General features: G+C 72.4%; 21 protein-coding genes and 2 pseudogenes. 6 read left to right on the top strand and 17 right to left on the bottom strand.

The genetic code is table 11. The annotated features are described in order from the left end of the window. Positions 1–32: 32 nt before the first annotated feature. Together AQJ64_RS16010 and AQJ64_RS16005 are read right to left on the bottom strand one after the other, a co-directional pair. Positions 33–398, bottom strand: a pseudogene (locus tag AQJ64_RS16010) (L-arabinose isomerase); the annotation flags it as partial. Positions 399–506: 108 nt separating this feature from the next. Further along, the gene (locus AQJ64_RS16005) at positions 507–1928 is read right to left on the bottom strand and encodes a DEAD/DEAH box helicase (RefSeq protein ID WP_420876536.1); all 1422 of its coding nucleotides are present in this window, start codon (positions 1926–1928) and stop codon (positions 507–509) included. Positions 1929–2139: 211 nt separating this feature from the next. Here AQJ64_RS16005 and AQJ64_RS16000 point away from each other — a divergent pair. Further along, positions 2140–2391 (top strand): annotated as a pseudogene (locus AQJ64_RS16000) (IS481 family transposase); the annotation flags it as partial. Positions 2392–2656: 265 nt separating this feature from the next. Here the strand turns inward: AQJ64_RS16000 and AQJ64_RS15995 are convergent. From AQJ64_RS15995 to AQJ64_RS15985, 3 genes are all read right to left on the bottom strand, one after another. Then, entirely contained in the window at positions 2657–4387 is a 1731-nt protein-coding gene (locus AQJ64_RS15995) for a DUF4132 domain-containing protein (RefSeq protein ID WP_159060291.1), read from the bottom strand. 1401 nt (positions 4388–5788) lie between these two features. Beyond that, positions 5789–6415 carry a DUF6000 family protein gene (locus AQJ64_RS15990; protein ID WP_055639144.1) on the bottom strand — a complete coding sequence of 209 codons (627 nt, stop codon included), beginning with the start codon at positions 6413–6415 and terminating at the stop codon, positions 5789–5791. A gap of 256 nt (positions 6416–6671) precedes the next feature. Further along, on the bottom strand, positions 6672–7508 hold the full coding sequence (locus tag AQJ64_RS15985; RefSeq protein WP_055639143.1) for an MBL fold metallo-hydrolase: 837 nt from the start codon (positions 7506–7508) through the stop codon (positions 6672–6674). 61 nt (positions 7509–7569) lie between these two features. Between AQJ64_RS15985 and AQJ64_RS15980 the strand changes: the two genes are divergently transcribed. Next, positions 7570–8016: a MerR family transcriptional regulator gene (locus AQJ64_RS15980; RefSeq protein ID WP_055638925.1), complete on the top strand. Its 447-nt coding sequence runs from the start codon at positions 7570–7572 to the stop codon at positions 8014–8016. Between the two features lie 361 nt (positions 8017–8377). Continuing rightward, positions 8378–9322 carry a TIGR03619 family F420-dependent LLM class oxidoreductase gene (locus AQJ64_RS15975; protein WP_055638926.1) on the top strand — a complete coding sequence of 315 codons (945 nt, stop codon included), beginning with the start codon at positions 8378–8380 and terminating at the stop codon, positions 9320–9322. 203 nt (positions 9323–9525) lie between these two features. Here AQJ64_RS15975 and AQJ64_RS15970 read toward each other — a convergent pair whose 3' ends face one another. After that, positions 9526–10203 (bottom strand): SDR family NAD(P)-dependent oxidoreductase, encoded by a 678-nt coding sequence (locus tag AQJ64_RS15970; RefSeq protein WP_059202729.1) that lies wholly within the window; start codon positions 10201–10203, stop codon positions 9526–9528. 144 nt (positions 10204–10347) lie between these two features. Here AQJ64_RS15970 and AQJ64_RS15965 point away from each other — a divergent pair, with 144 nt between their 5' ends. Continuing rightward, positions 10348–11046, top strand: a complete 699-nt coding sequence (locus AQJ64_RS15965) for a TetR/AcrR family transcriptional regulator (protein ID WP_055637795.1) — start codon at positions 10348–10350, stop codon at positions 11044–11046. Positions 11047–11307: 261 nt separating this feature from the next. Here the strand turns inward: AQJ64_RS15965 and AQJ64_RS15960 are convergent, their stop codons facing one another. From AQJ64_RS15960 to AQJ64_RS15920, 9 genes are all read right to left on the bottom strand, one after another. Next, positions 11308–12276, bottom strand: coding sequence for an ACP S-malonyltransferase (locus AQJ64_RS15960; RefSeq protein ID WP_240512906.1), 969 nt, complete (start codon positions 12274–12276; stop codon positions 11308–11310). A 22-nt stretch (positions 12277–12298) separates the two neighbouring features. After that, entirely contained in the window at positions 12299–13144 is an 846-nt protein-coding gene (locus tag AQJ64_RS15955; protein ID WP_055637793.1) for a 4'-phosphopantetheinyl transferase family protein, read from the bottom strand. 2 nt (positions 13145–13146) lie between these two features. Then, a complete protein-coding gene (locus AQJ64_RS15950; RefSeq protein ID WP_059202728.1) occupies positions 13147–13890 on the bottom strand; it encodes an alpha/beta hydrolase in 744 nt (247 codons plus the stop codon). Next, on the bottom strand, positions 13887–15272 hold the full coding sequence (locus tag AQJ64_RS15945; RefSeq protein WP_055638811.1) for a beta-ketoacyl-[acyl-carrier-protein] synthase family protein: 1386 nt from the start codon (positions 15270–15272) through the stop codon (positions 13887–13889). The genes AQJ64_RS15950 and AQJ64_RS15945 overlap by 4 nt, the downstream gene beginning before the upstream one ends. Continuing rightward, positions 15269–16636, bottom strand: coding sequence for a beta-ketoacyl synthase N-terminal-like domain-containing protein (locus tag AQJ64_RS15940; protein WP_055638812.1), 1368 nt, complete (start codon positions 16634–16636; stop codon positions 15269–15271). Before AQJ64_RS15940 ends, AQJ64_RS15945 begins: the two co-directional genes overlap by 4 nt. Further along, positions 16626–17432 carry an SDR family NAD(P)-dependent oxidoreductase gene (locus tag AQJ64_RS15935; RefSeq protein WP_055638813.1) on the bottom strand — a complete coding sequence of 269 codons (807 nt, stop codon included), beginning with the start codon at positions 17430–17432 and terminating at the stop codon, positions 16626–16628. Before AQJ64_RS15935 ends, AQJ64_RS15940 begins: the two co-directional genes overlap by 11 nt. Further along, positions 17432–17929: a MaoC family dehydratase gene (locus tag AQJ64_RS15930; RefSeq protein ID WP_055638814.1), complete on the bottom strand. Its 498-nt coding sequence runs from the start codon at positions 17927–17929 to the stop codon at positions 17432–17434. The genes AQJ64_RS15935 and AQJ64_RS15930 overlap by 1 nt, the downstream gene beginning before the upstream one ends. 88 nt (positions 17930–18017) lie before the next feature. Further along, on the bottom strand, positions 18018–18944 hold the full coding sequence (locus AQJ64_RS15925; RefSeq protein WP_055638815.1) for a 3-oxoacyl-ACP reductase family protein: 927 nt from the start codon (positions 18942–18944) through the stop codon (positions 18018–18020). 7 nt (positions 18945–18951) lie between these two features. Continuing rightward, positions 18952–19221: a phosphopantetheine-binding protein gene (locus AQJ64_RS15920; protein WP_055638816.1), complete on the bottom strand. Its 270-nt coding sequence runs from the start codon at positions 19219–19221 to the stop codon at positions 18952–18954. A gap of 541 nt (positions 19222–19762) precedes the next feature. On the opposite strand from AQJ64_RS15920, the gene AQJ64_RS15915 reads away from it, so the two are divergent. Continuing rightward, positions 19763–20374, top strand: a complete 612-nt coding sequence (locus AQJ64_RS15915; RefSeq protein WP_240512983.1) for a helix-turn-helix domain-containing protein — start codon at positions 19763–19765, stop codon at positions 20372–20374. A gap of 402 nt (positions 20375–20776) precedes the next feature. On the opposite strand, the gene AQJ64_RS15910 is transcribed toward AQJ64_RS15915, so the two are convergent. Then, positions 20777–22093, bottom strand: a complete 1317-nt coding sequence (locus tag AQJ64_RS15910) for an alpha-amylase family glycosyl hydrolase (protein ID WP_055638818.1) — start codon at positions 22091–22093, stop codon at positions 20777–20779. A gap of 43 nt (positions 22094–22136) precedes the next feature. Continuing rightward, on the bottom strand, positions 22137–22706 hold the full coding sequence (locus AQJ64_RS15905) for a MarR family winged helix-turn-helix transcriptional regulator (protein ID WP_079061695.1): 570 nt from the start codon (positions 22704–22706) through the stop codon (positions 22137–22139). Between the two features lie 122 nt (positions 22707–22828). Here AQJ64_RS15905 and AQJ64_RS15900 point away from each other — a divergent pair, with 122 nt between their 5' ends. After that, on the top strand, positions 22829–24553 hold the full coding sequence (locus tag AQJ64_RS15900) for an FUSC family protein (RefSeq protein ID WP_159060290.1): 1725 nt from the start codon (positions 22829–22831) through the stop codon (positions 24551–24553). Positions 24554–24690: the final 137 nt, after the last annotated feature.

The raw sequence follows: 24690 nt of genomic DNA, 5'->3' as shown, positions 1-24690 counted from the left end.
GGCGTCACCGCGGGCGCGGTCAAGGACTGATCCCGCAGGCCGCGCGCGGTGTGGCGGCCGACGGCGGCGCGGGCCCAGGCCGCGATGCGCCGGACGACGCGCGGATCGGTGGCGTGCCCGGCGACGATCTTGCGGTCGACGCCGACGCGGGACTCGATGTGTCCGAACTCGCGGTCGCCGTGGGCGGCCTGGTTGAGGTTCATGCAGTCCATGTCGATGCTGGGCCACACGATCACGCCGACACAGGCGTCGGAGGCGCTCGCCTCCTGGCACATCCGCCGGATCGACTCGGCGTCGGTGAGGACCGGCTTCCACACGATCCGGACCGGGACCTTGCCGGGACGGCCGAGGGTCTCGGAGACGCTATCGCCCGAACGCCTCCCCCTGCGTCCGGTCAGCGGAACGTGACGCTGACGCCGTCCGGTGCACCACGGCCGCTCCCCGGTCCCCCGCGGCCGTCCAGCAGCGTGGACGAAGACACCGCCCGGCAGTCCGGGAAGCCGGGCTCAGCCGCCGCGCCGCACCCGGGCCGCCTCACGGGCCTCCGCGAGCTTGCGGGCCTCGCTGCTCTTGCGGGACGGCCTGCCACCGGAGCCGCCCTTCGCGTCCTTGGTACTGCCCAGACCGCGGAACGGGGCGTTGTGGTTCTTGGGGCGCGGTACGGCCGGCCCGCCGTCGAGAGGCTTTCCGGAGGGGGCTTTGGCACCGGTGATCCGGCTCAGCTCCGCCTCGCCGGACCGCACTTTGGTGACCTTGGCGGCGACATCGGCGTCCGCCATGACCTGGCTCGTCTCGCGGCGCTGTCCCGAGAGGACGAGTGTCACGACGGTGCCGGAGCGGCCGGCCCGGGCCGTGCGGCCCGCACGGTGCAGATAGTCCTTGGGGTCGGTGGCCGGGTCGACGTTGACCACGAGGTCGAGGTCGTCGACGTGCAGGCCTCGTGCGGCGACGTTCGTCGCTACCAGCGCGGTGACCTGCCCGTTCTTGAACTGGGCCAGGGTCCGGGTGCGCTGCGGCTGGGGCTTCCCGCTGTGCAGGGCGGCGGCGGCCACACCGCTGGCCCGCAGATGCCGCGTGAGCTGATCGACACCGTGCCTGGTGTCCAGGAACAGCAGGACGCGGCCGTCCCGGGCGGCGATCTCCGTGGTCACGGCGTACCGGTCGGGGCCGTGCACGACGAAGACATGGTGCTGGATCGCGGAGATCACGCTGGAGGAGGGATCCACGGAATGGACGGCCGGGTCGCGGAGGTAGTCCTGCACCAGCTGGTCGACATCGCGGTCGAGGGTGGCGGAGAACAGCATGCGCTGCCCGTCGGGACGCACCTGGTCCAGGATCTCGGTGACCTGCGGCAGGAACCCCATGTCACACATCTGGTCGGCCTCGTCCAGGACCGTGATGCGCACCCGTCCCAACCGGCAGCCCTTTCGTCCGACGAGGTCGTGCAGCCGACCGGGCGTGGCGATGACGATCTCGGCGCCGTCCCGCAGCACGGCGGCCTGCCGTCCGATGGACACCCCGCCCACCACGGTGGCGAGCCGCAGCCGCAGCGCCTCGGCGTACGGGGTGAGCGCCTCACCGACCTGCTGCGCCAGCTCCCTGGTGGGCACCAGAACGAGCGCCAGCGGCTCCTTGGGCTGCGCGCGCCGCCCGGCCGTCCGGGCGAGCATCCCCAGGCCGAAGGCGAGCGTCTTGCCGGATCCGGTGCGGCCCCGGCCCAGGACGTCCCGTCCCGCGAGCGCGTTCGGCAGTGCCGCCGCCTGGATGGGGAAGGGCACCGTCACACCACGCTCGTCGAGCGCCCGCAGGATCACGGCCGGCAGGCCCAGCTCCGCGAAGGACGCCGCCGTATGCGGCGCCGGAGCGGCGCCCGGCGCCTCGGACACAGGGTCCTGCTGCCGGGCGTCGGCATGTACTGATTCGCTCACGGAAAGCCTTCCTCCGAAGGGACCGTACCGAGGAAGGCGCGGCGGGGACGCGGCCACCGGTCAGGGACACCGAACCGGGCACCGACGCAGCGACGCTGCAAAAGCTCAACGCTAGCACAGGGCACAGGGCACAGGGCACAGGGCACGCTGCCACGGGCTTCCCCTGACTCGCGGTTCGACTCGGCCCGGCCCGCATCGGCCCCGTGCTGGGCCTGCCCGCTCCACCGTGCACCGCATCCTGGTCCGCCACGAACGCGACCGGCCCGGCGAACTCCTCCACGTCGACGTGAAGAAACTCGGCCGGATCCCCGACGGCGGCGGCCACAAGGTGCTGGGCCGACTGGCCTGCAGCGAGATCCACGGCGACGAGAAGGCCGCCACCTGCGCCGCCTTCCCGCGCCGGGCCGCGGCCTTCTGCACCACCTGCGGCATCGACCGCATCGAGCGGGTCCTGACCGACAACGCCTGCCCTACCGCAAGTCCTTCGCCGGGCCGGTGATCGTGGCGATCGGACGTGCGGTGACGTTCGGTCCGGCCGCGGGGTCACTGCGGTTGAGCCTGGGGGCATGCAGGCCGTGGCCGCCTCATGCGGAGTCACGCTCGACGCGTCGACGTGACTCCGCGTCACAGGGGAATCCAAGCGCGGCCCGGGCATCGACAACGCGCCCGTCCCGCCGGCGCCGCCACCCGTGCGGATCACCGACGTACAGCACGATACCTGCCGCACCTCACCGTGGTCCGGCGTCCTCCGTCCCGGCCGCGTCCCGCGCCTTCGCCGATCCCTCCCCCACCCTCACTGCCGCCACCGGCAGTTGGCGTACGGGCTGGCGGACGCCCTCGCGTTCCAGCACCGTCCGCCAGGCCGAGATCTGCGCCTGGTCGGCGCGGGCGGGGTTCCACAGCCGCAGGGTGTCGGTGTCCGCGATCTCGTGGGTCTCGCGGTGGGTGTCGCGCAGCAGCACGCGGCCGTCGGGACCGCCGACAGGAAGACCGGTGCGGGTGCCGTCAGTGGTGTCCGCCTCCCAGATCAGGGCCCGCACGAGCGGGCCCGCGACCGCGTGCTCGAGCCACCGGGAGCGGAACCGTGCGCCGGCCAGCCCCGTGCTGTCCACAAGGAGTTCCTCGAGGACACCGCGCTCATGGTCGGCCCGGGCCACGAGACGCGGCAGCCTGTGGCGCAGGGCTGTCAGTTCCGGGACGAAGAGCCAGTTGAGCCGGCGCATCGTGTACGGCGTCACGGGCCGCCCTGCGGAGTCGCGCACGTCCACCACCACGGAGCCGTGGGGTCGCACGGTCAGTGATGCCGTGTAGTCCTCGAAGGACACCACGCGGGCGACCTCGTCGGATCCCTCCGGCTCGGGCAGGTACGCGTCGGCGATCGTGTCGAGCGCGGCCCGTGCCGCGTCGGCGACGCCCGTCGGCAGTCCCGTGAGTGCCGCGCGGGGCCGTCCCAGGGCAGGCAGCCCGGCCGCGGCGTTGAGGGCGGTGACGGCCGCACGCACCGACAGGGTGTCCCCGGCCGACAGACCTGGCCGGGTCCGGGCTCGGGCGCGGCGCAGAACCCGTTCGCCCACCAGCGAGATCAGGGCGGGGTCACCGGTGAGGCAGGCCGCCCAGGCGGCTCCTGCCGCGAGTGTGTCCTCCAGGACGGCATAGGCGGGGCCGCATTCCGGGAGCATGGCGTCGTACCCCGAACCACCGTCGTCGAAGCTGAGCAGGGTGCGCAGGACATCCGGGGCTGCCGGGAGCGTTTCCAGCCGTTTCCTTACGCGGCTGAGCCAGGACGGGGCCGGATGGAAGTTGTCGATGGAGGCGAGTGTCGCGAGCAGGTGTGTCACACCGGGTTCGAAGACCCGCGGTCCCAGGGCGACCAGGATCCGGTTGCTCCGGGCGTACCACTTCCGCACGATCTGGCGCAGGCGGTCCAGGGCCTGGCGGTCCTGCGGCAGACCCAGCAGTTCCGCGGCCGTGCAATCGGTGAGATGCCACTCGCAGTGACGGGAGAAGGCGTGGTGGACCAGCGCGCCGAGCATGATCCGGCGTATCTGGGGCTGGTAGCGGGCCCGCTCGGACGGTTCCTGTTCTCGTACGGCGGCGAGGGGCAGCCCCAGTGCCCGGCACACCCGGCGATGACTGTGATCCGAGTCCAGGAGGGAGAGTTCCAGCAGCCCTTCGGTCTCCTCGGGGGACCACCCGCAGGTGTGCTGGGTCAGCGCCGCCTCCAGACAGATGTCCTTCGTGCCGTGGGGATCGCTCAGCAGCGCCAGGCCCAGCCGCCGGCGGTCACCGGGTTCGAGAGCGGCGACGAAACGGTGGCTGTGGCTCCAGTGGACGGGGTCCTGGGGGGCCTTCAGGAAGACACCGAGCGGAACGCCCGAGTCGAGCGACGGGACAATCCCGAAGTCGCGCCGACGGGCCCGAGCCGCGGCTCTGCGCAGGGCCGGGGGCAACGGTGGCACCACCGCACCCCGTCGCCTCCGATAGGGAAACGATCCTCCACCCGCCCACCACGGCCACATCCGCCCCACCCCCACACCGAAGGTATCCCGACTGGCCCCTCCCCGTGACCGATTGCGGTGGAAGGCAGTCGGGTTGACGGCACCATGGTCGTGTGCGGCATCTGGACGGCGCACTTCCCGGGAGGCTCCGACGAGCTGGTCGAGGTTCGTTTCCCTCGGAGGAAGGTCACCGAGGTCACCCGCACCGGCCTGACGACGTTGCCGACCGTTCCGTTGAGCGCGCTTGGACGGCCCGCACCGAACAGTGCGGGCCGTCGACTTTTCGTCGATTCCTTTGACTCTGCTGGTGTAATTCTCCAAGGGTGCCCGGCACGGCATGCGGAATCGTACACCTGAGGGATATTCGCCAACTCAAAGCATTTTCAAGCAGGTTGATGTAACCCTTAAGCGCAAATCCACACCCAAGGGCGTGACGATCAAGGAATGAGGATGTTGAGAGTTAATAACAGCAGCAGAACGGCTTGCGGCGCCGCGCTATCCGCCAAAGACACCCGGCGCCGCTCGCCTTTTCAGATTGGATGCTATGACGAGCACCCAAAGCGGTCAGCCCATGAGGCCGGACCGCAACTCGGTTGGCTCCGACCGCACCCCCGCTGAGCAGCGAGGCGGTGTTGCCCTTCGACACGTCGCGGAAGTAGTCCGCAAGGTCGGCGTGACTGTCATCAAGGTATCGGTGAGGGAGACCACCATCTCGGCCCTTACGACCGGTGACATCGAAATGAAGCAGGTGCTGTTGTCGGCAGCCGCCTCAGGGACTGTGGCATTGACAGGGGAGGCGCTCAGGTGGGTTGCCCGTAGGGTTCGCCGACGGTAGCTCATACGATCTTCAACCCTCCTGTCGTCACGCCTGACGTCTTGGGTCGGCGCCCGTCGCGTCGGCCCTATTCTCAGGTTTTTCGCTGCCTCTTTGGCGTTCTGGTTCCAATACTCACCTAGCCGAGTGACACACGCTCACTTAAACGGGACTTACTTCATAGAGTCGCGGGGGGTTGTAACCGGTCACCCGAAAGGGGTTGAACAGGCCTGACATATTCGAAAATTGGCGCGAAAGGGGCTAACTTGTGATATTGCCCTGCGACGTCCGGTCGAGCCCCCACTGTGTGTGATCTGTGGCCGTGCCGCCCGGTGGGATCCGGTGTTGGAATGATCCAGCGGACGACGCGCGGGGGTTGGGGGCGGGCCACCGCTCGGGGGGCGGAGACGCGGGCGGGTTCTTCCGCTGGCAACGGTGCACCCGGTTCGAAGAGGCGGGAGCAGCGGCGCACGCATGGGATGTCTCCCAAGAAGCCACGGCCGCGCAGTTCGCCGACTTACTCATCGAACACTTGGCTGGTCTGGATGTCATCGGTTCCTTGCCGTGCGGTGCTCGGCGCTCTCATCGGCGAAGACGCAGAGCCGGCTGATGCTCTCGCGATAGCCGTCCGGCGTGCCGTGGTGCTCCTTGCGGGGCGGTCCGTCGATCCACTGATGCCAGAGGCCGTCCGCGGTCAGGAAGCGGGCTGCTTGATCGGCACGGAGCTTGGCGTCGAGGTGGAGGAGCGCGCCCATGGCGGCCGGCTGGTCGTAGTAGAGGTCGGGGCGGCGCAGGTAGCGATCGAGGTAGGCAGCCAGCAGGTCCACGTCGGCGGGAGTCGCGAACGCGGCGAAGGTGACGCAGTAGGCCGAGCCTGCGAAGCAGACCTCGCTGGCAAGCAGCATGTCGCCGAGACGTTCGCGGAACTCGGTTCTGCGGGCGACGGCGATGAGCCAGGCTGCGGTCTTGCGTTCGCGCCACCCGCCTTCGAGCAGGACGGTCAGCTCGCGGGCCGTGATGTCGTCGGCGGCCTCGCCGAGCTCCCGTGTGAACTTGGCACGTTCAGGTTCGGTCATGCGCATGAGAGGGCCGCCGAGTTTGAGGTAGCGCCTGTCGGGCGTGACGTAGCGGTGGACAAGTGCGAGCAGCTCGGGGTCCTCGTGCGTGTGACGCATGGCCGCATCCTGTCCTGGGCGAAGCCGTTCGACCAGTGTTTATCTCAGTCGCACTGGTCGGCCGGCCGGCTCGTCGTATGGTTCGCCCAGGTCGCCCAGGTCGCCCAGGTCGTCGAGGTGGTCGAGGTCGTCGAGGTGGTCGAGGTCGTCGAGGAGGCTGGTGACGCGGCCGGCGACGCGCTGGTGGCGATCGGTCTCCCGCTCCCGTCCGCGGTCCGTCGCGTCGGTGATCAGTTGCCGCTCGACGCAGAGGCGTTCACGCAGGTGTGTCGCGTACGCGGGTGTGCCGACGAACTTCGCCGTACCGGGCCAGCTCCCACGGGTCGTGGGCGCAGAACACCTCGACCTCGTCGCCGTGGTCGCGGACCAGCTCCCGCAGTCGGGCCTGCGTCCCGAGCCGCAGGTCGCGATGGACCTGTGACCGCTGTTGGACGACGTCCAGCAGCGGGTGGGTCTCCTTCGACTCCTCGATCTCGCGGTGGTAGTAGTAGGCGTCGCCGCAGTGCAGGAGCCACCGGTCGTCGCCCTGTACGGCGACTCCGGCATGGCCTTCGGTGTGGCCTCCGAGAGGGACCAGCCTGATCTGCGCAGGCAGTCCCTTCAGCGGAACGGCGGTGAAACCGAACCACTGCTCGCCCGGCTCGGGGTCGTAGGCGACCCAGCCGGGACCGTGCGCCCAGTGGGCCGGGCGGTAGCGCGGGCCGGCCCCCTCGGCGAGCGCCGCGTCCAGTTCCGCAGCGAGCACATGGACCCGGGCGTCGGGGAAGTCGGGGAGGCCGCCGCAGTGGTCCACGTCCAGGTGGGTCAGGACGATGTGGCGCACGTCGGACGGCGCATACCCGAGCCGGGCGACCTGGCGGACAGCGGTCTCCCCCTCGTCGAGCACGGGCCGGGCCATCTCCACCCACTCCGCACCCAACGCCCCGTCCGGGTCCCGGACATCGCCCAGACCCAGCCCGGTCTCCACCAGCACCAGGCCGTCGGCGCCGGTCTCCACCAGCAGACAGTGATTCACGGCGGGTGCGCTCCGCGGGCCGTCGTACGTGGCCTCGATCGTGCGCACCGATCCGCAGTTCAAATGATGGATCTTCATGATGGCTAGGCTGCTACTTGAACCGCGGTTCAAGTCAAGGAGCCCTCGTCAAGGAGTACTCATGGACGGATCGTTGCTGGACATCGCCGAGGTCGCACAGCGGTCGGGGCTGGCACCGTCGGCACTGCGGTTCTACGAGAAGAAGGGCCTGATCACCCCTGCGGGCCGCAACGGCCTGCGCCGCACCTACCGTCCCGACGTGCTCGAGCACCTGGCCCTGATCACCTGCGCGCGCGGCGCCGGCTTCTCCATCGCCGAGATCGACCGCTTCCTCGTGGCCCGGCCCTCCGACGCGGACCTGCGCCTGCGCATGGCCACCAAGGCCCACGACCTCGACGAACAGATCGGCAGGCTCACGCGGCTTCGCGACAGCCTGCGGCACGCGGCCGTCTGCACCCACGAACCACTCGTCGACTGCCCCGATTTCAAGCGGGCCGTGGGCAACGCAGGGCAGGCGAGGCAGGTGGGACAGGTGCCCTCCGCGCCTGACGCGGACAGGCACGCCTGAACCGCCCCGGGCCGCGCCCGCACACCCGTGGCGGACCGGCTCGCCCAGACCGTCGCCCGGCACGGCCGACCCGCACACCCCGTCACCCCGTCAGCCCGTCAGCCCGTCAGCCCGTCAGCCCGTCAGCCCGTCAGCTCATCAGCTCATCAGCTCATCAGCTCATCAGCGAAGGCAAACAGCTGCTGCCGTCTGCCCGGCCCATGCGGCCGACGCAGCCGTACGAGGCGGCGTTCAGCTTCTCCTCCTCGCCAGTGGCGGCCCTCCGAGGCGGGGATTGCGGCGGACCTCGCCAGAGAATAAGTTTGGACCCAAACAACATTCCCCTGTGGCCCCAGGGACACCCGGAAGCGCGAGGAAGCCGATGACGACCACCCCGCCCCGCATGCTGCTCGTCCTCAGCGAGAACTGGACACTGACCGGCGGACGGGCCGATCTGCCAGCCGCCGTGCGCTGGGCTCGGGAGGCGGAGGACGCCGGGTTCGACTCCGTCATGGTGAGCGAGCACATCGTGCTCGGCCCCGACGCCGCAGCCGACGGCATCATGGGCAACCCCCGCGACTACGCCCTGCCGGGCAACCAGGACCCGTACACACCCTGGCCCAACTCCCTGCTCCTGCTCGCCTCCATCGCCTCCGTCACCGAGCGCCTGCGCCTGGCCGCCGCCGCCGTCCTCGCACCGCTGCGCCACCCCCTGCTGCTCGCCAGGGAACTCGGCACCCTCGATCTCCTCAGCGAGGGCCGGCTCCTCGTCCAGCCGACCGTCAGCTGGAGCAAGGACGAGTACGACGCACTGGGCGTGCCCTTCAGCAGGCGGGGGCGGTTGCTGGACGAACACCTCCAGGTCTGGGCGAAGGCGTGGGGGCCGTCCCCGATCTCGCACGACGGCGAGCACTACCCTTTCCAGGACGTCTACTTCGAGCCCAAGGCGTACCGCCCCGACGGGCCGCGGCTGTGGTTCGGCGGCCAGCGCCTGCACGGGCCGGTCCTGCGCCGGCTGGTGGAACACGGCCACGGCTTCCACCCCCTCGGCCGGCCCACACCGCACGACATCCAGACGCTGAAGACGGCCATGGCCGCTGCGGGAAGGGACATCACGGAGCTGGAGATGATCGGCGGCACCCAGGCCGACTTCCCCGACCACCACTCCCCCGCGGACCTGGGCGCGGCTCTCGCATCGATCCCCGAACAGCTGGAACAGGGCTTCACGACCTTCTGCGTCAAACCCAACCAGTTCATCGACGACCCGAACGGCATCGGCGCGTTCTGCCGCGACGTCATACGGCGGGTCGAGGCGCAGACCGCATAACGAGCCCCCTCCCCGCCACCCCACCTGGCACCCGGCAACCACACCCCGCAGACCCCGCCCCCGCCCAAGGGAGCCGGCAGGCGCCGATCGCCATGCTCTGCAAGAGCGCCCCCAGCGCGCGGCCTCCCGAGACGGGCCCGGTCCCTTCCGGGCCGGACCGGGCCGGGCCGGGTCGACGCGGCTCGGCCTGGATCGGGTCGGCCTCAGCCCCTGACGACGATTTCACCCTGGTCGCGCTTGGTGGTGTGCAGTTCCCAGTAGACGGGGGCGATGTCCTCGGCCGTGGCCACCTTGAGCGTGGGGTCGAGGGAGGTGCCGCCGAGCGCCACATCGATGGCTACGTGGGCGGCCTGGATGCCGGTGCCGTCCAGTTCCTTGTGCAGGTTGACCACCCAGTTGCGCAACGCCGCGGCGGCCGCGTTGACGTTGCCGACCACCGGCAGCGGGTCGAGGGAACCGGCGCCGGTGGTGTAGAGCAGGGTGCCCGTACCGGCCTCGCGCATCGCGGGAAGCACGGCCCTGGTGGCGGCCATGGCTCCGTAGAGCTGGAACTCGATCTGGTCCTGGATGTGGGAGGGATCGCTCTCGGCCGGAGTGGCCAGCACGGTGGATTCGATGGCGAGCGGAGAGTATTCCAGGACGTCGATCCCGCCGAACCGGTCGGCGGCGTCCTTGAGGGCCTGGGTGAGGGCGTCGTGGTCGAGTACGTCCGCGGGGAACGCGGCGGCGGTGACGCCCTCGGTGGCGAGCCCGCCGACGAGGGCGTCGAGCTTCTCCCGGTTGCGGGAGATCAGGGCGACGTCGTAGCCCTGGGAGCCGAAGGTGCGGGCGATGGCCAGGCCCATCCGGGGGCCGGCTCCGACGATGGCGATGCTGGTCACAGCGATCCTTTCGAAAATCTCGGTGGGGAAGCGGTCGAATCGGATAGACCTATCCGATTCGATATCCGGATAGGCCTATCCGGTTCACCGCACCACCGTACCACTAAAAGTGGATAGGGCAATCCGATTGATAGGATGGCGGCCATGACCCCTGGCTCCCGGCATCCCCACGGCCCCGCTCCCCAGTCGCTGCGCAGCGACGCGGAGCGCAACCGGGAGCGCATCATCGCCGCCGCGCGCAAGGTCTTCGCGCGCGACGGACTCGGCGCATCCATGGCGTCCGTGGCCCGCGAGGCCGGGGTGGGGATCGCCACGATGTTCCGTCGCTTCCCCACGAAGGAGGAGCTGGTCGCCGCCGTCTTCGCCGACCGCATGGACGCCTACGCCGACGCGGTCGCCGTCGCCCTCGACGACCCCGACCCCTGGCACGGCTTCGTCGGCTACATCGAGACCGCCAGCGCGATGCAGGCAGCCGACCAGGGCTTCGCCGACGTCCTGACCACCTCCTTCCCCACTGCCAAGGCCCTGGAGGTGCGCCGCAACGAGGCGTACGAGGGCATGGTGCGACTCATCGACCGCGCCAAGGCCGCCGGCCGACTGCGCGAGGACTTCGATCCCTCGGACCTGGTCCTGATCCACATGGCCAACGCCGGCGTCGTCAACGCCACCGGTGAGGCCGCTCCCGACGCCTGGCGCCGCGTCGTCGCCCTGTTCATCCAGTCCTTCGAGGCCCCGGCTCGCGGCCCGCTGCCCGCCTCACCCGAGCACGACGCCCTTCACCGGGCCATGCTCCGCACCAACCCGGCCGACCCCACCACTCCGGAACCCGACACGACCGGCTGACCTCGGGCCGGCGCCGCCCTCGGCGAGAGCGGCGCACGCTCCGTGGCACGGGCGTCAACCCCTGACGCGTTCGGCCCTGTCGCGGTCGGTGGTGTGCAGCTCCCAGCAGAGAAGGGAGAGCACGGGGTCGCTGACGCCGCGTCATGCCCGCTGCGGTGCTTCCCGGCGGTGCGGGTGCGGCCGGCCGGGGTGTGCTCCCGACGGCGAGGCCCCGGCAGTATCGGGGTGACAGGCCCGGGCAGACTCGGGTGGCGGGCCCGGTCAGGCCGCGTGCGCCGGCCACCAGTCGGATACCAGGGCCGCCAACTGGTCCGGGGTGGCGACCGAACGGACCGGCACCTGCGGGGGCAGCAGGCGGCGGGCGAGTCCGCTGAGCGTGCTGCCGGGACCGAGTTCGGCCAGCCGCAGCGGGCCCCGGGCCACCGCGGTGAGGGTGCGCATCGAGCCCGCCCAGCGCACGGGCATGACCAGGTGCCGCAGCATCAGGTCCCGCCAGCGCTCCGGGTCGCCCCGGTGAGCGCGGGCGTCGACGTTGGCGATCACCGGGCAGTGCGCGGGGTGCAGCGCGACGGCGGAGACCGCGGCGGCGAGGCGGGGGCGGGCCGCCGCCATCAGCGGGGTGTGGAAGGCCCCGCCGACCGGGATGCGGACCACCCGCGCGCCCGCCGCCTCCGCCTCCTCGGCCAGCGCGGCGACGGCGTCGGCGGTGCCGGAGACCACGACCTGGGCGGGGCCGTTGAGGTTGGCGACCCAGATCGGCGCCTCGGCGCCGGCCCGCAGCCGGGCGGCGAGCCGCTCGGCGTGGGCGGCGACACCGGGTCCGACCAGGACGGCCATGGTGCCGGGCACCCGGCGGGCCGCCTCCGCCATCGCGGCGCCGCGTTCGGCGACCAGCCGGCCGGCGTCCTCCGGGGTGAGCACCCCGGCGGCGGTCAGCGCGGCGAACTCGCCCAGGCTGTGCCCGGCGCACACGGCCGGCCGGACACCGCCGACGGCCGTGTCGAGCGCGTCGAGGATCAGCGTCTCCAGGGTGAAGGTGGCGAGCTGGGCGTTGTCCGTCCGGGTCAGTTCGGCGGCGTCGGCGTGCAGCAGCAGCCGGCCGAGGTCGCGGTCGCAGGCCTCGGACAGCCGGTCGACCACCTTCCAGTGCGCGGTGTCCCGCCACGGCTCGCCCATCCCGGGCCGCTGGGCACCCTGGCCGGGGAAGAGGAGGCCGGTAGCGGGGGCCACCGGCACCGGCCCGGATACGGGGTCAGCCGTGGTCGACGGCACGGTCGACCGCGTCGTTGAAATCGGCGGGGACAATCTCGACGACCTCCCAGTCCTTGTCGTTTCCGGTACGGGTGTCCCGCGGTACGGCGATCGCCGCCGTGTACGGGCCGCCCGGCGCCGGTCGCAGCAGCGTCCACGCCCCCGGCACGCCGTACGCCGGGCCCGCGCCGTCGGGGACCGTGACGCGGCGGACCGCGGACAGGGTGACCCCGCGTCCGGTGGCCTTGAGCAGGGCTTCCTTGCCGGTCCAGCGGCGCAGCAGGGCCGCCCGGCGGTCGGGGTACGGCAGTCTCCGGTAGGCGCCCAGTTCGGGCGGGGCGAGGACGGCCTCGGCGAGTTCGTCCAGGCCCCCCTCGTCGGGCGGCCCGGCGTCCAGGTGTTCCAGGTCGGCGCCGACCGGGGTGTCCCGGCATACGGCGAGCAGGGCGCGGTCGCGGCTGTGGGTGAGGTTGAAGCGGAGGCGACGGCCGCCGGGCCCGTCCAGCCGGGGCCGGCCGTGACGCCCGTAGGCGAAGGCGATCCGGGCGGGCGGCAGGCCGGTGTAGGCACCCAGGACGCGGCGCAGGGTGACCCGGGCGGTGGTCCAGCGGCGGCGGTCCTCGGGGAGCAGCAGGCGGGTCGCACGCCGTCGCTCCCCCGGGTCGAGGACGGAGGGCGCCAGCGCCGCCGCCGTGTCGGCCGCCGGTCCGTCGAGCGGGACGGTCCAGAGGTGCACCTGCCGCGTTCCGGGCGCCGCGACGGGCGTGACCCTCGTGAAGGTCGTGACCGTCATGAGGCCGGAGGCGGTCATGAAGCTGGGGGCGGTCACCGAGCTGGGGGCGGTCATGGTCAGTCCAGTCCGGGCCGGCGGCGCGCGGGGAGGCGGGGCGGGTCCGGGACGTGCGGTACGGGGGTGCCGAGGGCCTTGGCGAGGAAGTCCGGCAGTGAGGCCCGTACCCCCGCGAAGGGTTCGTGGCCGCCGGCGTAGCGCTGCCAGGTCACCGGGTGGCCCCAGGAGCAGAGGAGGTCGCGCAGGCCCTCGCCGCTGCGCTCCGGGACGACCCAGTCCCGCGCCCCGTGCCCGATCCACACCGGGAGCCCGGCGTTGGCGGGGTGAGGGCGCCCTCCGTCGAGCAGTGCGGGCAGGTCGGGGGGCAGGTAGGGGGCGTACAGGGCGGCGCCCGCCAGGGGCTCGGGGTGGGACAGGGCGAGGGTGAGGGCGACGGTGGCGCCCTGGGAGAAACCGGCGAGCAGGACCCGGTCCGCGCCGATCCGCTCGGCCTCCTCGGTGAGCAGGGCGGCCAGCGGGCGGCGTACCGCGTGCAGGCCTTCGGTGTCGATGCGGTCGATCGCCAGCACGCTCTGCGGGAACCAGCAGGTCACCGGGAGTCCGGTGAGGAGGCTGGGTGCCGTGACGGGCGCGCGCGGGAAGACCCCGCGCACGCCCGCCTCGGCGAGCCGCAGCCGGCCGGCCACCTCGGCCAGGTCGCCGGGGACCTGGCCGATGCCGTGCAGCCACACCACGGTGGCGAGGTGCTGCCCGGCCGGTTCGATCTCCTCGTGGTCCAGCCGGTCCACGGCCGCGGCGCTCATGCCGGCCGGGGTTCGTGCGTCCGTGCCCGCTCGGGCGCCTGGCGGGGCGTCGCGGGCCGGCGGAACAGCATCGACGCGTACTGGCCGCCGAAGCCGAAGGAGTTCTTCAGCACCGCGGCGACCGGGCGCCGTACCGGGGTGAGCGAGGTCTTGACCCCGCACGCCGGGTCGGGTTCCGTGCAGGTCACCACGGGCGGTACGACGCCCCGGCACAGGGTGAGCGCGGCAACCGCGCTCTCCACGACGCCGGAGGCGGCCGAGCCGTGCCCGGTGAGCGACTTGACCGCGCAGGTGTCGATCTCGGCCATGCGCTCGCCGAACACCTGGTGCAGGGCGCGTGCCTCGGTGACGTCGTTGAGGCGGGTGGAGGTGCCGTGCGCGTTGACCGAGTCGACGTCGTCGGGCTCCGCCCCGGCGTCGGCGAGGGCGGTGCGCATGACCCGTTCGATCATCTCGACCCGGGGCGCGGTCATATGGGCGGTGTCCACGGCCAGGCCCCAGCCGCCGATCACGGCGTGCGGACGGGTCATGCCGCGCCGGGCGGCGTGCGCGGCGGTCTCCAGGACGAGGGCGCCCGCCGATTCGTTGATGACCATGCCGGTGCGGCGCCTGTCGAACGGCATGGACGCCTGTCCCGGGTCGCCCTTCCAGCGGGACAGCGCCATCAACTGCCCGTACTGGGAGAGCACGTAGGGGGTGTTACGGGACACGGCGGCTGAGACGACCGCGTACTCGGCACGGCCCGAGCGCAGCAGCCGGGCCGCCTCGGCGATGGCGCGCAGGCCGCCGGAGCAGGTGGCCTCCAGCCGGACCGGGAGGACGGCGGTGCCGAGGCGTTCGGCGATCTCGCGGGGGAAGGCGGACAGGTCCTGGGTCTCCAGGGAGAGATGCCGTCCGCGCAGGCGTTCGAGAACGCCGACGGGGTCGTTGCCGACGGCGTCGTAGCGGTCGGCGAGGTCCGCCATGTGGGTGACGTAGTCCTGGGGGAAGGAGCCGGTCGGGCCGGGCCAGACCCGGGCGTAGACCAGGGCGGCCGGGCCGTCGGCGGGCGGCCGGCCCGCGAAGTCGGCGTCGGCGAGGGCCTGTTCGACGCAGGCGTGCATCAGGGTGTCGCCCCAGGAGCGGTCGGGGGCACCGTGCCCGGCCCGGACCTTGTCCTTGACGTCGTCCGGGATGAGTCCTGCGGTCCAGCCGCAGGGCAGGCCCCGGGTGTCCATCCGTTCCTCCAGGACGATCCCGGAGCGGCCCTCCAGGTTGGCCGACCAGAAGGTCTCGACGTCGCCGCCGATGGGGGTGACCACGCCGAGGCCGGTCATGACGATGTCGTCGGGACGGTCCAGGGGATCCTGGGTGCCGGGGGTCTCGTGACTCGGGAAACTCATGCGGGTGCCTCTCCGTCTGCTTCTCCGGTGCCGGTCCCGTCGGTGCGGGTCCCGTCGGTGCCGGACACCGCCGCGATCAGCGCCGCCCCCGCCGCCGCCGCGCCGCGCCCCTGGTTGAAGGCGGTGAGCAGGACGGTCGTACCGTCCCCCAGCGGGCGGGGTCCGCCGAGGACCGGGTCGAGCGCGCCCAGGGCCGGGTCGGGACGGTCGAGCAGGCCGACCGGGGGGAGTTCGCGGCGGGCCAGGCTCTCCACCACGAGGGCGGTGTCGAGGAGCGCCGCGCACTCGAACGCGTTGCCGATGGTGCCCTTGGAGCCGGTGACCGGCAGCGTGCCGGCCCGTGCGGTGACCGTATGGGCCTCGACGGCGTCCAGGGTGCGGGAGCCGGCGCCGTGCGCCCACCAGGCGTCGGGCGGCGCGGCGTCGGCGAGGACCGCGTCGACCGCGTACCGGGACGCGCTCTCCGGGTCACGGGCGGCCAGTACCTCGCAGCCGAGGAACCGGGCGAGCGGTACGCCCCGTGCCCGGTCGGCGCGTTCCAGCAGCACGGCGGCGGCGCCCTGGCCGGGCAGGGTCCCGGCGCGGCCGGTGTCGAAGGGGCCGGCGCCGACGGTGGCGCGGGTGCCGAACGCCTCGTGACTGTCGAAGGCGGCCAGTGAGGTCATGGACAGCGCACCGGCCACGCCGACCACCAGGACCCGGTCGAGTTCGCCGTCCTCCAGCAGCCGTACCGCGAGGGCGAGCGCTCCGGTGCCGCCCGCGGCGGACTCGCCGTAGGCGGCGACGTTGGAGCCGCGGAAGCCGCTGGCGAGGGAGACGAACTGGCCGAGCTGGGAGGGGATGCCGCGGATGTAGGAGTAGTCGGGGACCTCGTCATGGAGGAATTTGGCGAGCGGGCGGGGGTCGTCGCGGAAGCGGGCGGCGAGCCGGGGCATGACCTCGCTGAGTTCGTCGCCGCTGCTCCCGACGGCCATCACGGTGCCGCCGCGCACGTCCTCGGTGTCCCCGGTGATCCCGGCCTGCTCCAGCGCCTGCCCGGCCACCGCGACCGCCCAACGGGCGGACTGGTTGGCGTACTTGCCTGCGTTTGCCCAGACGGTGCCCTGGGGCCAGCCGATCTCGGAGGTGTCGACGGCGGCCGTCGGCCAGGGCAGCGCGGGGGCCGGCCCGTCGTGGTCGCCGGTGCCGAAGAAGGCCTTGCCGGCCGCCATCGCCTCCCACAGACGGGCCGCGCCGAGGCCCGCCGGGGAGATCACTCCGGTGCCGGTGACGACGATCCCGGCGGAGGCGTCGTAGGGGGTACGGCCCGGGACGTCGTGAGGGGTACGGCCCGGGACGTCGTCCGGACTGCGGTCACTCGGCACGCCGGCCTCCGCCGCTGATGCCGCCCCACAGGCGGTAGCCGCCGTCGACGGTGACGGTCTGCCCGGCGATCCAGTCGGCCTCCGGCAGGCAGAGCAGGGCGACCACGTCACCGCTGTTCTCCGGGGTCGTCATCTTGTCGCCGTCCCAGGGGGACACCGACAGTTCCTTCTTGACGCCGTGCGCGAAGTCGGGACGCACCTTGAACACGCCGGTCTGCACCAGGCCGGGGCGGACACAGTTGGCGACGATGCCGTAGGGGGCGAGTTCGTAGGAGAGGTAGTCGGTCAGGGACTCCAGGCCCGCCTTGGCGGCGGCGAACAGGCCGGCCCGGGGGATGATGCGGGTGGTGGTGGAGTTGGTGATGGTGATGAAGCGGGCGCCGGGGCGGTTCTTCATCAGCGGCAGCGCGTACTTGGCGAGCAGCCAGGTGGCACGGGAGTTGGTGTCCTGCACGAACTGCCAGTCGCCGAGGGTGGCGTCCTCCAGCCGGCTGAACTTGGTGGCGGCGGCGTTCTGGATCAGGATGTGCAGGTCGTCGTGGAGGGCGCCGATCTCGTCGATGAGGTTCTGGATCTGCGCCGGGTCGCTGAGGTCGGCGCGGTGCAGCGACACCTCGGTGCCCTGGTCGGCGAGTTCGGCGGCGAGCTCCTTCGCCGGGCCCTCCCGGTCGACGTAGTTGATCGCGAGGGTGGCGCCCCAGGAGGCGAGCTTGCGGCTGATGCCCTCGCCGATGCCACGCGATCCGCCGGTGACCAGGGCCACCTTGCCCTTGAGCGGCTGGTACTGGCTGTCCATCACTGAGCCCTTCCGGTCGGGATTGCGGTCGGCGTCGCGGCCTCGGCTGCGGGGACGGCGGCGTGGCGCAGCAGCACCACGCTCATCCGTCCGATGGCGTAGGTCCGGTCGTGTTCGTCGAAGACCCGGCGGGTGGTGTCGATCAGGCCGAGCCGGTCGTCGATCGGGGCGGACCGGTCGGTGGCGGTGGTGAACCAGAACGGGGTGTCGGGGTAGAGCGGCCGTACGAAATCCCAGCTCATCCGCCGCATCCCGACGATCGCGGCGGGTGAGCCGTGCTGGACCACCCAGCCGGAGGTGATCGAGTGGATGAATCCGCCGGGCACGATGCGCCGTCGGCGGTCGGTGCCGTGGGCGAACGAGTCGCTGTCGTGCACCGGGTGCTTCTCGCCCATCAGATCCAGCAGGCGATCGAGCAGCGCCTCGTCGAACACCACTGGTCCGAACCGCCGTACGGGCGCCTGCGCCAGGTCCTCCCAGTACTTCACGGCCCCCACGGCCGCCTCCTCTCCCTCATCGCTCTCCTCTCCCTCATCGCTCTCCTCTCCCTCGTCGGTCTCATCGCCTCCGGCGCCTGCCCGGGCCTCATCGGCGGGGGCGGCGGCCGGTGCCAGGGCTGCGCATGACCATGCGTCCGCCGTCGACGGTGAAGGTCTGGCCCTGGATGTAGTCGGCCTCGTCGCCGGCGAGGAAGGCGACCAGCCCGCTGATGTCCTCGGGCAGTCCCCAGCGGGTGCCGTCCCCGTCCGAGCCGAGCTTGTCGGCCACGGCCGAGGTCATCTCGGTACGGACCTTGCCGGGTGCCACGCAGTTGACGCGGATGCCCTTGCGGCCGACCTCTACCGCGAGGGCGCGGGTGAGCGACTCGATACCGCCCTTGGACGCGGCGTAGGCGCTCTGGCCGGGGCCGGGAGTGCGGGCCGAGTTGGAGGAGATGTTGATGATGCGTCCCCAGCCCTGGTCGAGCATGACGGGCAGGGCCTCGCGGCTGGTGAGGAACGGGCCGGTGAGGTTGGTCCGCAGCACGTTCTCCCAACGGGCGGTACGGGTCACCGCGAGCAGTTGGTCGTCGATGACGGCGGCGTTGTTGACGAGGACGTGCAGTGCACCCTCCTGCGCAGTGACACGTTCCACCAGGTCCTCCACGTCGGCCTCGACGCCGACGTCGGCCTGGTGCAGGACCGCGCGGCCGCCGGACTCCTCGATCTCCTTGACGACCCGGAGTCCGGCGTCCCGCGCGCTGCGGCACACCAGGTGCACGGTGAGCCCGTCGGCGGCGAGGCGGCGTGCGATGGCGGCGCCGATCCCGCGCGAGCCGCCGGTGACCAGCGCGACCCGGGGGGTCGTGGGCGTCCCGGCGCCGACCGCCCCGGCCGGGGTGGTCCCCGGCACGGCGGTCCCGTTCGCGGCGGTCCCGTTCGCGGCGGTCCCGTTCGCGGCGGTCCCGTTCGCGGCGGTCCCGTTCGCGGCGGTCCCGTTCGCGGCGGTCCCGTTCGTGGCGGCTTCGGGCACGGCCGCCTCAGGCATGCTTGCCGGCCGCAACGGCGGCGGCGATGGAGGCGACGCTGCGGTGGTGGTCGTCGGCCTCGGCGTTCCAGCTGTCGAGGTCGAAGTCGGCGCCGAACTGGCGGGTGATACGCCGGGAGAGCTGGAGCAGGTCGAGGGAGTCGAGGCCCAGGTCCTCGACGACGGACTGGTCGGCGGTGACGGCCTGGTCGGCGATCCCCGGCTTGACCTCCTTGATGAGCTCGATGATCTCGTCGAGGGTGGCGTGGGAAGCGGTCGTCATCGAAGAACTCCTCCGTGGATGGGCGCGGCCCGCCTCGATGAGGGGGCGCTGTCTTCCCGGCCCGCTCGGCCGGCTCATCCATGCCAACAGAGCGCGGAGTGCGACGGCAAGACGCGTCGGGTGCCGGGCTCCGGACACCTTCCGGGGCGTCCGCGTCAACTACCGGAAAAAGAAACTGGTCGATCGGAGGAACCGGTTTCTCCACTTCCCGGACGGATTGAAACAAGGGGTCGCCGGGCACAGCCGCAAGAGGGTTTGCCGGTAAAGCTCAGTAAAGTCTTCTTGACCACTCAACGGGCCCGTCCATAAGGTTGTCCGGGAGAACAAATTTCGGTTCTTAAACGATCCGTAAACAATCCGAGCGGTCCACAACCGATCCCTCCATGACCGGTCCATGCGCGATCCGTTCGCGCCGTGAGCATGCGTGTCCGCACTCGTCGGACGCCTGCACGGCCCCGGTGCAACCGGCGGCCAGGTGGATCGTCGAAACGCCGCACATCCAGCCGCACGTCCAAGGGTCTTGCTATCCAGAGGAGCAGTGGTGGTTCGCAGGCGAGAACCCGTGCCGTCGTCCGCGCGGTACGAGGAACTGGCGCAGTGGCTGCGCGCACTCAGGCAGCGTGCGGGGCTGACGTACCGGCAGATGTCGGAGCTGACGGAGCTGCCACGGGTCGCCGGGCCCGCCTGTTCGGCGGTCACCCTGTGCCGGGCCGACAGCGGGGCGGCCCTGCCGCGCCAGCAGGTGGTGGAGACGTATGCGCAGGTCTGCGGCGCGACCCGGCAGGAGGCGCGGCTGCGCTGGGAACGAGCGGCGGTGGGCGCCGAGTCCGCGGCCGGCGGTCCGCAGTCCCCGGCGGCCCCCCGGGCGGGGCGTCGGCTGGAACTCGTCTACCACCCGGCCCACCTGCTGGAGGCGATGCACCGGGTGCGGCTGGCGGCGGGTCAGCCGTCGCTGCGGGAAATGCAGAAACGGGCGCGCGAACTGGGTGCCGGCCCGCTGCCGCGGAGCACGGTCGCGGACGTGCTGGCCGGTTTGCGGATGCCCTCGGAGGAACTGCTGGTCGCCTTCGTCCGGGTCTGCGGACAGCACGGCCAGCATGTCGTCCAGTGGCGGCGGGCCTGGGCGCGGGCGGTGAATGCGGAACCGGGTTGAGGGGCGGGGCGCACCGGCCGCCCCCGGGCACGGAAAATTCCGTACGAACGGCCTTCGTTTTTCGGACGGATCGACACACGGATCGACGCACGGATCGACGGACTGGTCGACGGATGGCTGACGAACGGACCATCGGACCGGACAAAACCTGAGCCAAAGATGGGCTGAACGGACGAGTCGCCCGAAGAAGCAGCCGAGGAACCGGCCGGGAATGGGCCGGGGAATGGGCCGAAGCATCGACCGACATATCGGCCGACGAATCAATTCGGCGGATCGGCCGCGACGCAAACGCGACCCCTTTCCCGCACTACTTCGTCACCGGAAATTCGCGGGCGTCGGGGTCGGCGTCAGGGCCGGCGTCGGGGACGGGCATCGAGTGGCCACCTCGTCGACGCCGTCGGGTCAGTCCGGCGCCACCGCCGAGACGGCGACCGACCAGCCGAGCGGGGGCAGCACGGCCTTACCGCTGCCAGGCTCGATGACGGTGTCGCCGGCCGCGTGCGCCCAGGGGGCGGCCGGGACCCCCGCGGTGACCGGCGCGGTGCCGAAGTTGAGGGCGACGGCGACGGCGGAGCCCCCCGCCGGGTCGACGGCGGTGTAGGAGAGCGCCGCGTTGCCGAGGGTATGGACCCGGGTGTGGGCGCGCACCAGCCAGGGGTGGCGGCGGCGCAGCCCGATCAGTGCCTGGTGCAGCCGCTGGACGTCGAGCCCCTCCTCCCCCAGCCCGGCCGGATCCGCGGGGAAGGCGGGCCGGATCGCGTCGTCGCCGCCCACCCGGTCCTCCTTGACGGCGCGCATCGCCCGTTCGTCCCCGGCGTACACCGACGGGACGCCGCCCAGGGTGAACAGCAGCGTGAGCGCGTGCGCGAGATGGCGTGGTTCGCGCAGCCGGCTGGCGATGCGGGTGACGTCGTGGTTGCCGACGAAGGTCTGGGGAGCGAAGACGTCGAGGAAGGCGTTGTGGCGTTTGAGGGCCCAGGCCAGTTCGTGCGGGTTGGTGTCGTTGAGGGAGCTCCAGACCGCCTTCCACAGCTCGTACTGGGTGACGGTGTCGAGGCCGCCCTCGGTGACGTACGCGGTGTAGTCGCCGTGGATGACCTCGCCGCTGAACCAGGCGCCGGGATGGCGGCGCCGGACCCGGTCGGTGACGGCGCGCCAGAAGGGGCGCGGCACGGCGTACGCGGCGTCGAGGCGCCAGCCGGCGATCCCCCGGTCCAGCCAGTGCTCCATGACGGAGGCGACGTGGTCGGCGACGGCGGGGGCGGCGTGGTTGAGGGCGACCAGGTGGCGGTGGCCCTCGAACACCCTGTAGTCGTCGCTCTCCGGGACGAACCAGTCGGCGTACGGGGACCGGGCGCCGTGCGCCGCGACATCGGCGAACGGGCCGAAGGACCGGCCGACGTGGTGGAACACGCCGTCCAGCAGGACCCGCACGCCGCGCTCGCCGGCCCGTTCGACCAGCTCGGCCAGATCGTCCTCGGTGCCGAGGCGGGGGTCGATCCGGAAGTGGTCCACGGTGTCGTAACCGTGGGTCTCGGCGGCGAACACCGGGCCCAGTGCGAGCCCGTTGCAGCCGAGGGACACCAGGTGGTCCAGCCAGCCGGTGAGTGCCGGGAGCCGGTGGACCGGGGCGGAGCGGGCGGACAGGGCGGCGTGCTCGGCGCCGAGGAAGCCCAGGGGATAGACGTGCCACCAGATGGCGTGATCGGACCAGGACACGGGCGTCCCTTCGTCAGCGTGAAGGTGAGGGCGGGGGCGGGGGTCAGGGTGAGGATCGGGGTGCGGGTCGGGGTGCGGGGGCGGGCAGTTCGGCCGGGGAGTCGGCGAGCCGCCGCAAGAGGCGGGCGGCGAGCAGCAGCACCTGGCGTTCGGTCTCGGTGAGGTCGGCGAGGGCCACGTCGAGCCAGGCGTCGCGCCGCGCCATGTCCTCGGCGAGGGCGTCCCGGCCGGCCTCCGTCAGCTCCAGCACCCGCTGCCGGCCGTCGTGTTCGTCCCGGGTGCGGCTGATCAGCCCGTCCCGTTCGAGTTCGGCGAAGACCCGGGTGAGGGACTGCGGCTGCTGGTGATCGGCCGCCGCCAGGGCCCCGGCGGACATCGGCCCGTTGCGCCGCAGATGCGCGAGGACGCTGCTCTTGTTGAGGCTCAGCCCCTCAGCCGGCCGCTCGGCGCTGAGCCGGCGCGCGAGCCGCACGACCCCCTGCCGGATCTCGGCGGACTCCCGGGCACCCGCCGCTCCAGGGGCGCCGCCCACGCCACCCGCGTCCCCCGCACGAGAGGTTTCCTCGGCCCCCTCTCCGGCCTCGGGGATGCGCTCTGGCTTCTGCAACGTCATGTGATTAAGGTATCACTTACTAAATACGGGCGGGTGAGCCTCTCCGCGCGCCACGCAATCCCGCCGTTTTGTCCACTCTTGAAGGACATGGCAGCGGCACGGATCGGCGATGATGTTACGTGATGCTTAGTTTATGGGTGCGGCTGCGCCAAGGTCTCCGCCGGGCTCTCCGCCTCGCTCTCCACTTCGACCCCGGCGCCCGTCTGCTGCGCGCCACCGCGCTCGGCATGACCACCGTGCTCGGCACCTACGGCTGGTCGCTGTGGATCGAGAACCGGGCCGGTCTGTACGTCGACAGCGTCGTCCAGGCCGTGGTGATCTCCTCGGCTTTCGCCCGCGTCCAGCGCGTCCACGACCGGACCGACCGGCTGGTCGCCTGCCTGGTGCTGCCCTGCGCGGCGGCCGGCGGCATGGAACTGACCACGCTGATCCACCACCACCCCGACGCCGGCGACGTCCTGTTCACCCTGGGCGTCGCGGCCTCCGTCTGGATACGCCGGTTCGGGATGCGGGCGACCCGGGCCGGCACGCTGGTGGTGCTGCCCCTGGTCGCCGTCCTGGTCGTGCCCGGCGGCGTCGCCCCCGCGCAGGGACACGCGCCCACCGGCTGGGCGGCGCTCACCGCGCTGTTCGCGGTCGCCTGGGGGACGGTGGTCACCTGGGTCGGCCACCGCACCGGTCTGGTCCCCCGCCCGCCGTCCGCCTCGGTGGCCGCGATGCCCGCGCCGGACCGCCCCGGCCTGCGGGCCAGTACCCGTATGGCCCTGCAGTCGGTGGCCGCGCTGGGCGCCGCGTTCGCGCTCGGGAGGGCGCTGTGGCCGGACCACTGGACGTGGGTCGTGCTCACCGCGTTCCTGGTCGGCAGCGGGGCGCGCAGCCGGGGGGACGTGCTGGTCAAGGGGGTCTGGCGGACCCTGGGCGCGGCGGCGGGCACGGTGGTCGCGGGGGCGGTGGCCGGTTCCTTCGGCCCCCACTCGGACACCGTCGTCGTCATCATCTTCAGCGTCCTCGCCGTCGCCACCTGGCTGCGCGAGCTGAGCTACGCGTACTGGGCGGGCTGTGTCACCGCGGTGCTCTCCCTGCTCTACGACTGGTTCGGCCAGGACGCCGGAAGCCTGCTGCACACCCGGCTGGCGGGAATCGCGGTCGGCGCGGTGCTGGGCATCGCCGCCTCCTGGCTCGTCCTGCCCATCCCCACCTCGGGGACGGTACGGTCCCGCACCGCGGCGGCGCTGGCCGGCCTCGGCGAGGTGCTCTCAGCCGACCCGCACGACACCCGGGCGGTACGGGTTACCCGGGCCCGCTTCCTGTTCCGGCTGGAGCAACTGACGCTGGCCGCGGCCCCGTTGCGCGTCGCGGAGTCGTTCCCGGTGCCGCCGGCACTGGCCGCGCGGTGGCGGAAGGGCGGTTTGGCGATCCTGGCGGCACCTGCCGCGCTGGGACGGTGCGCCGAGCCGCTGGGCGCCTACGCCACGGCTGTTGCCGCGGCGCCGGACGCGGTCGCCGCCGACCCCGGGCTGTCGCGTCGACGCCGGGAGGTCGCGGCGCACGGGGTGGCGGTCCGCCGCGCGATCGGACGCCGCCCGGCCCCGGCACCGGACACGTCCGACGACGGTACGACCCTGCACCCGGCCGGGGGCGGCACAGCACCCGAGGGACTGCCCAACCAGGAATCCCCGGCGGGCCCCGAAGCCCCGGCCGGCGGGCCCCGATCGCCCGAGGTGACCACCGCCCACGCCGCCCTGGACGCGATCAGCCTCCAACTCGACGCCCTCACCGAGCTGTTCGGCCCTCCCCCGACCGCCCCCGCGCCGACCCCGGCCCCGGCGCAGGCCGCCTCGGGCTGAGGCGGCGGGAGGCCGTACGGCGTTCGGGCACCCCCCGGCCGGGCACACGGTGGGCTTGCCGTGCGGGCCGAACTTCCGGTGAACGCACGCTGAGTCGGCGGAGCGGGCGGGCAAGTCCGGCGCAGAGTGGCGACTTC

The sequence above is a fragment of the Streptomyces griseoruber genome, assembly GCF_001514205.1.
Lineage (GTDB): Bacteria > Actinomycetota > Actinomycetes > Streptomycetales > Streptomycetaceae > Streptomyces > Streptomyces griseoruber.
This window is presented reverse-complemented; position numbering and strand designations above follow the sequence as displayed.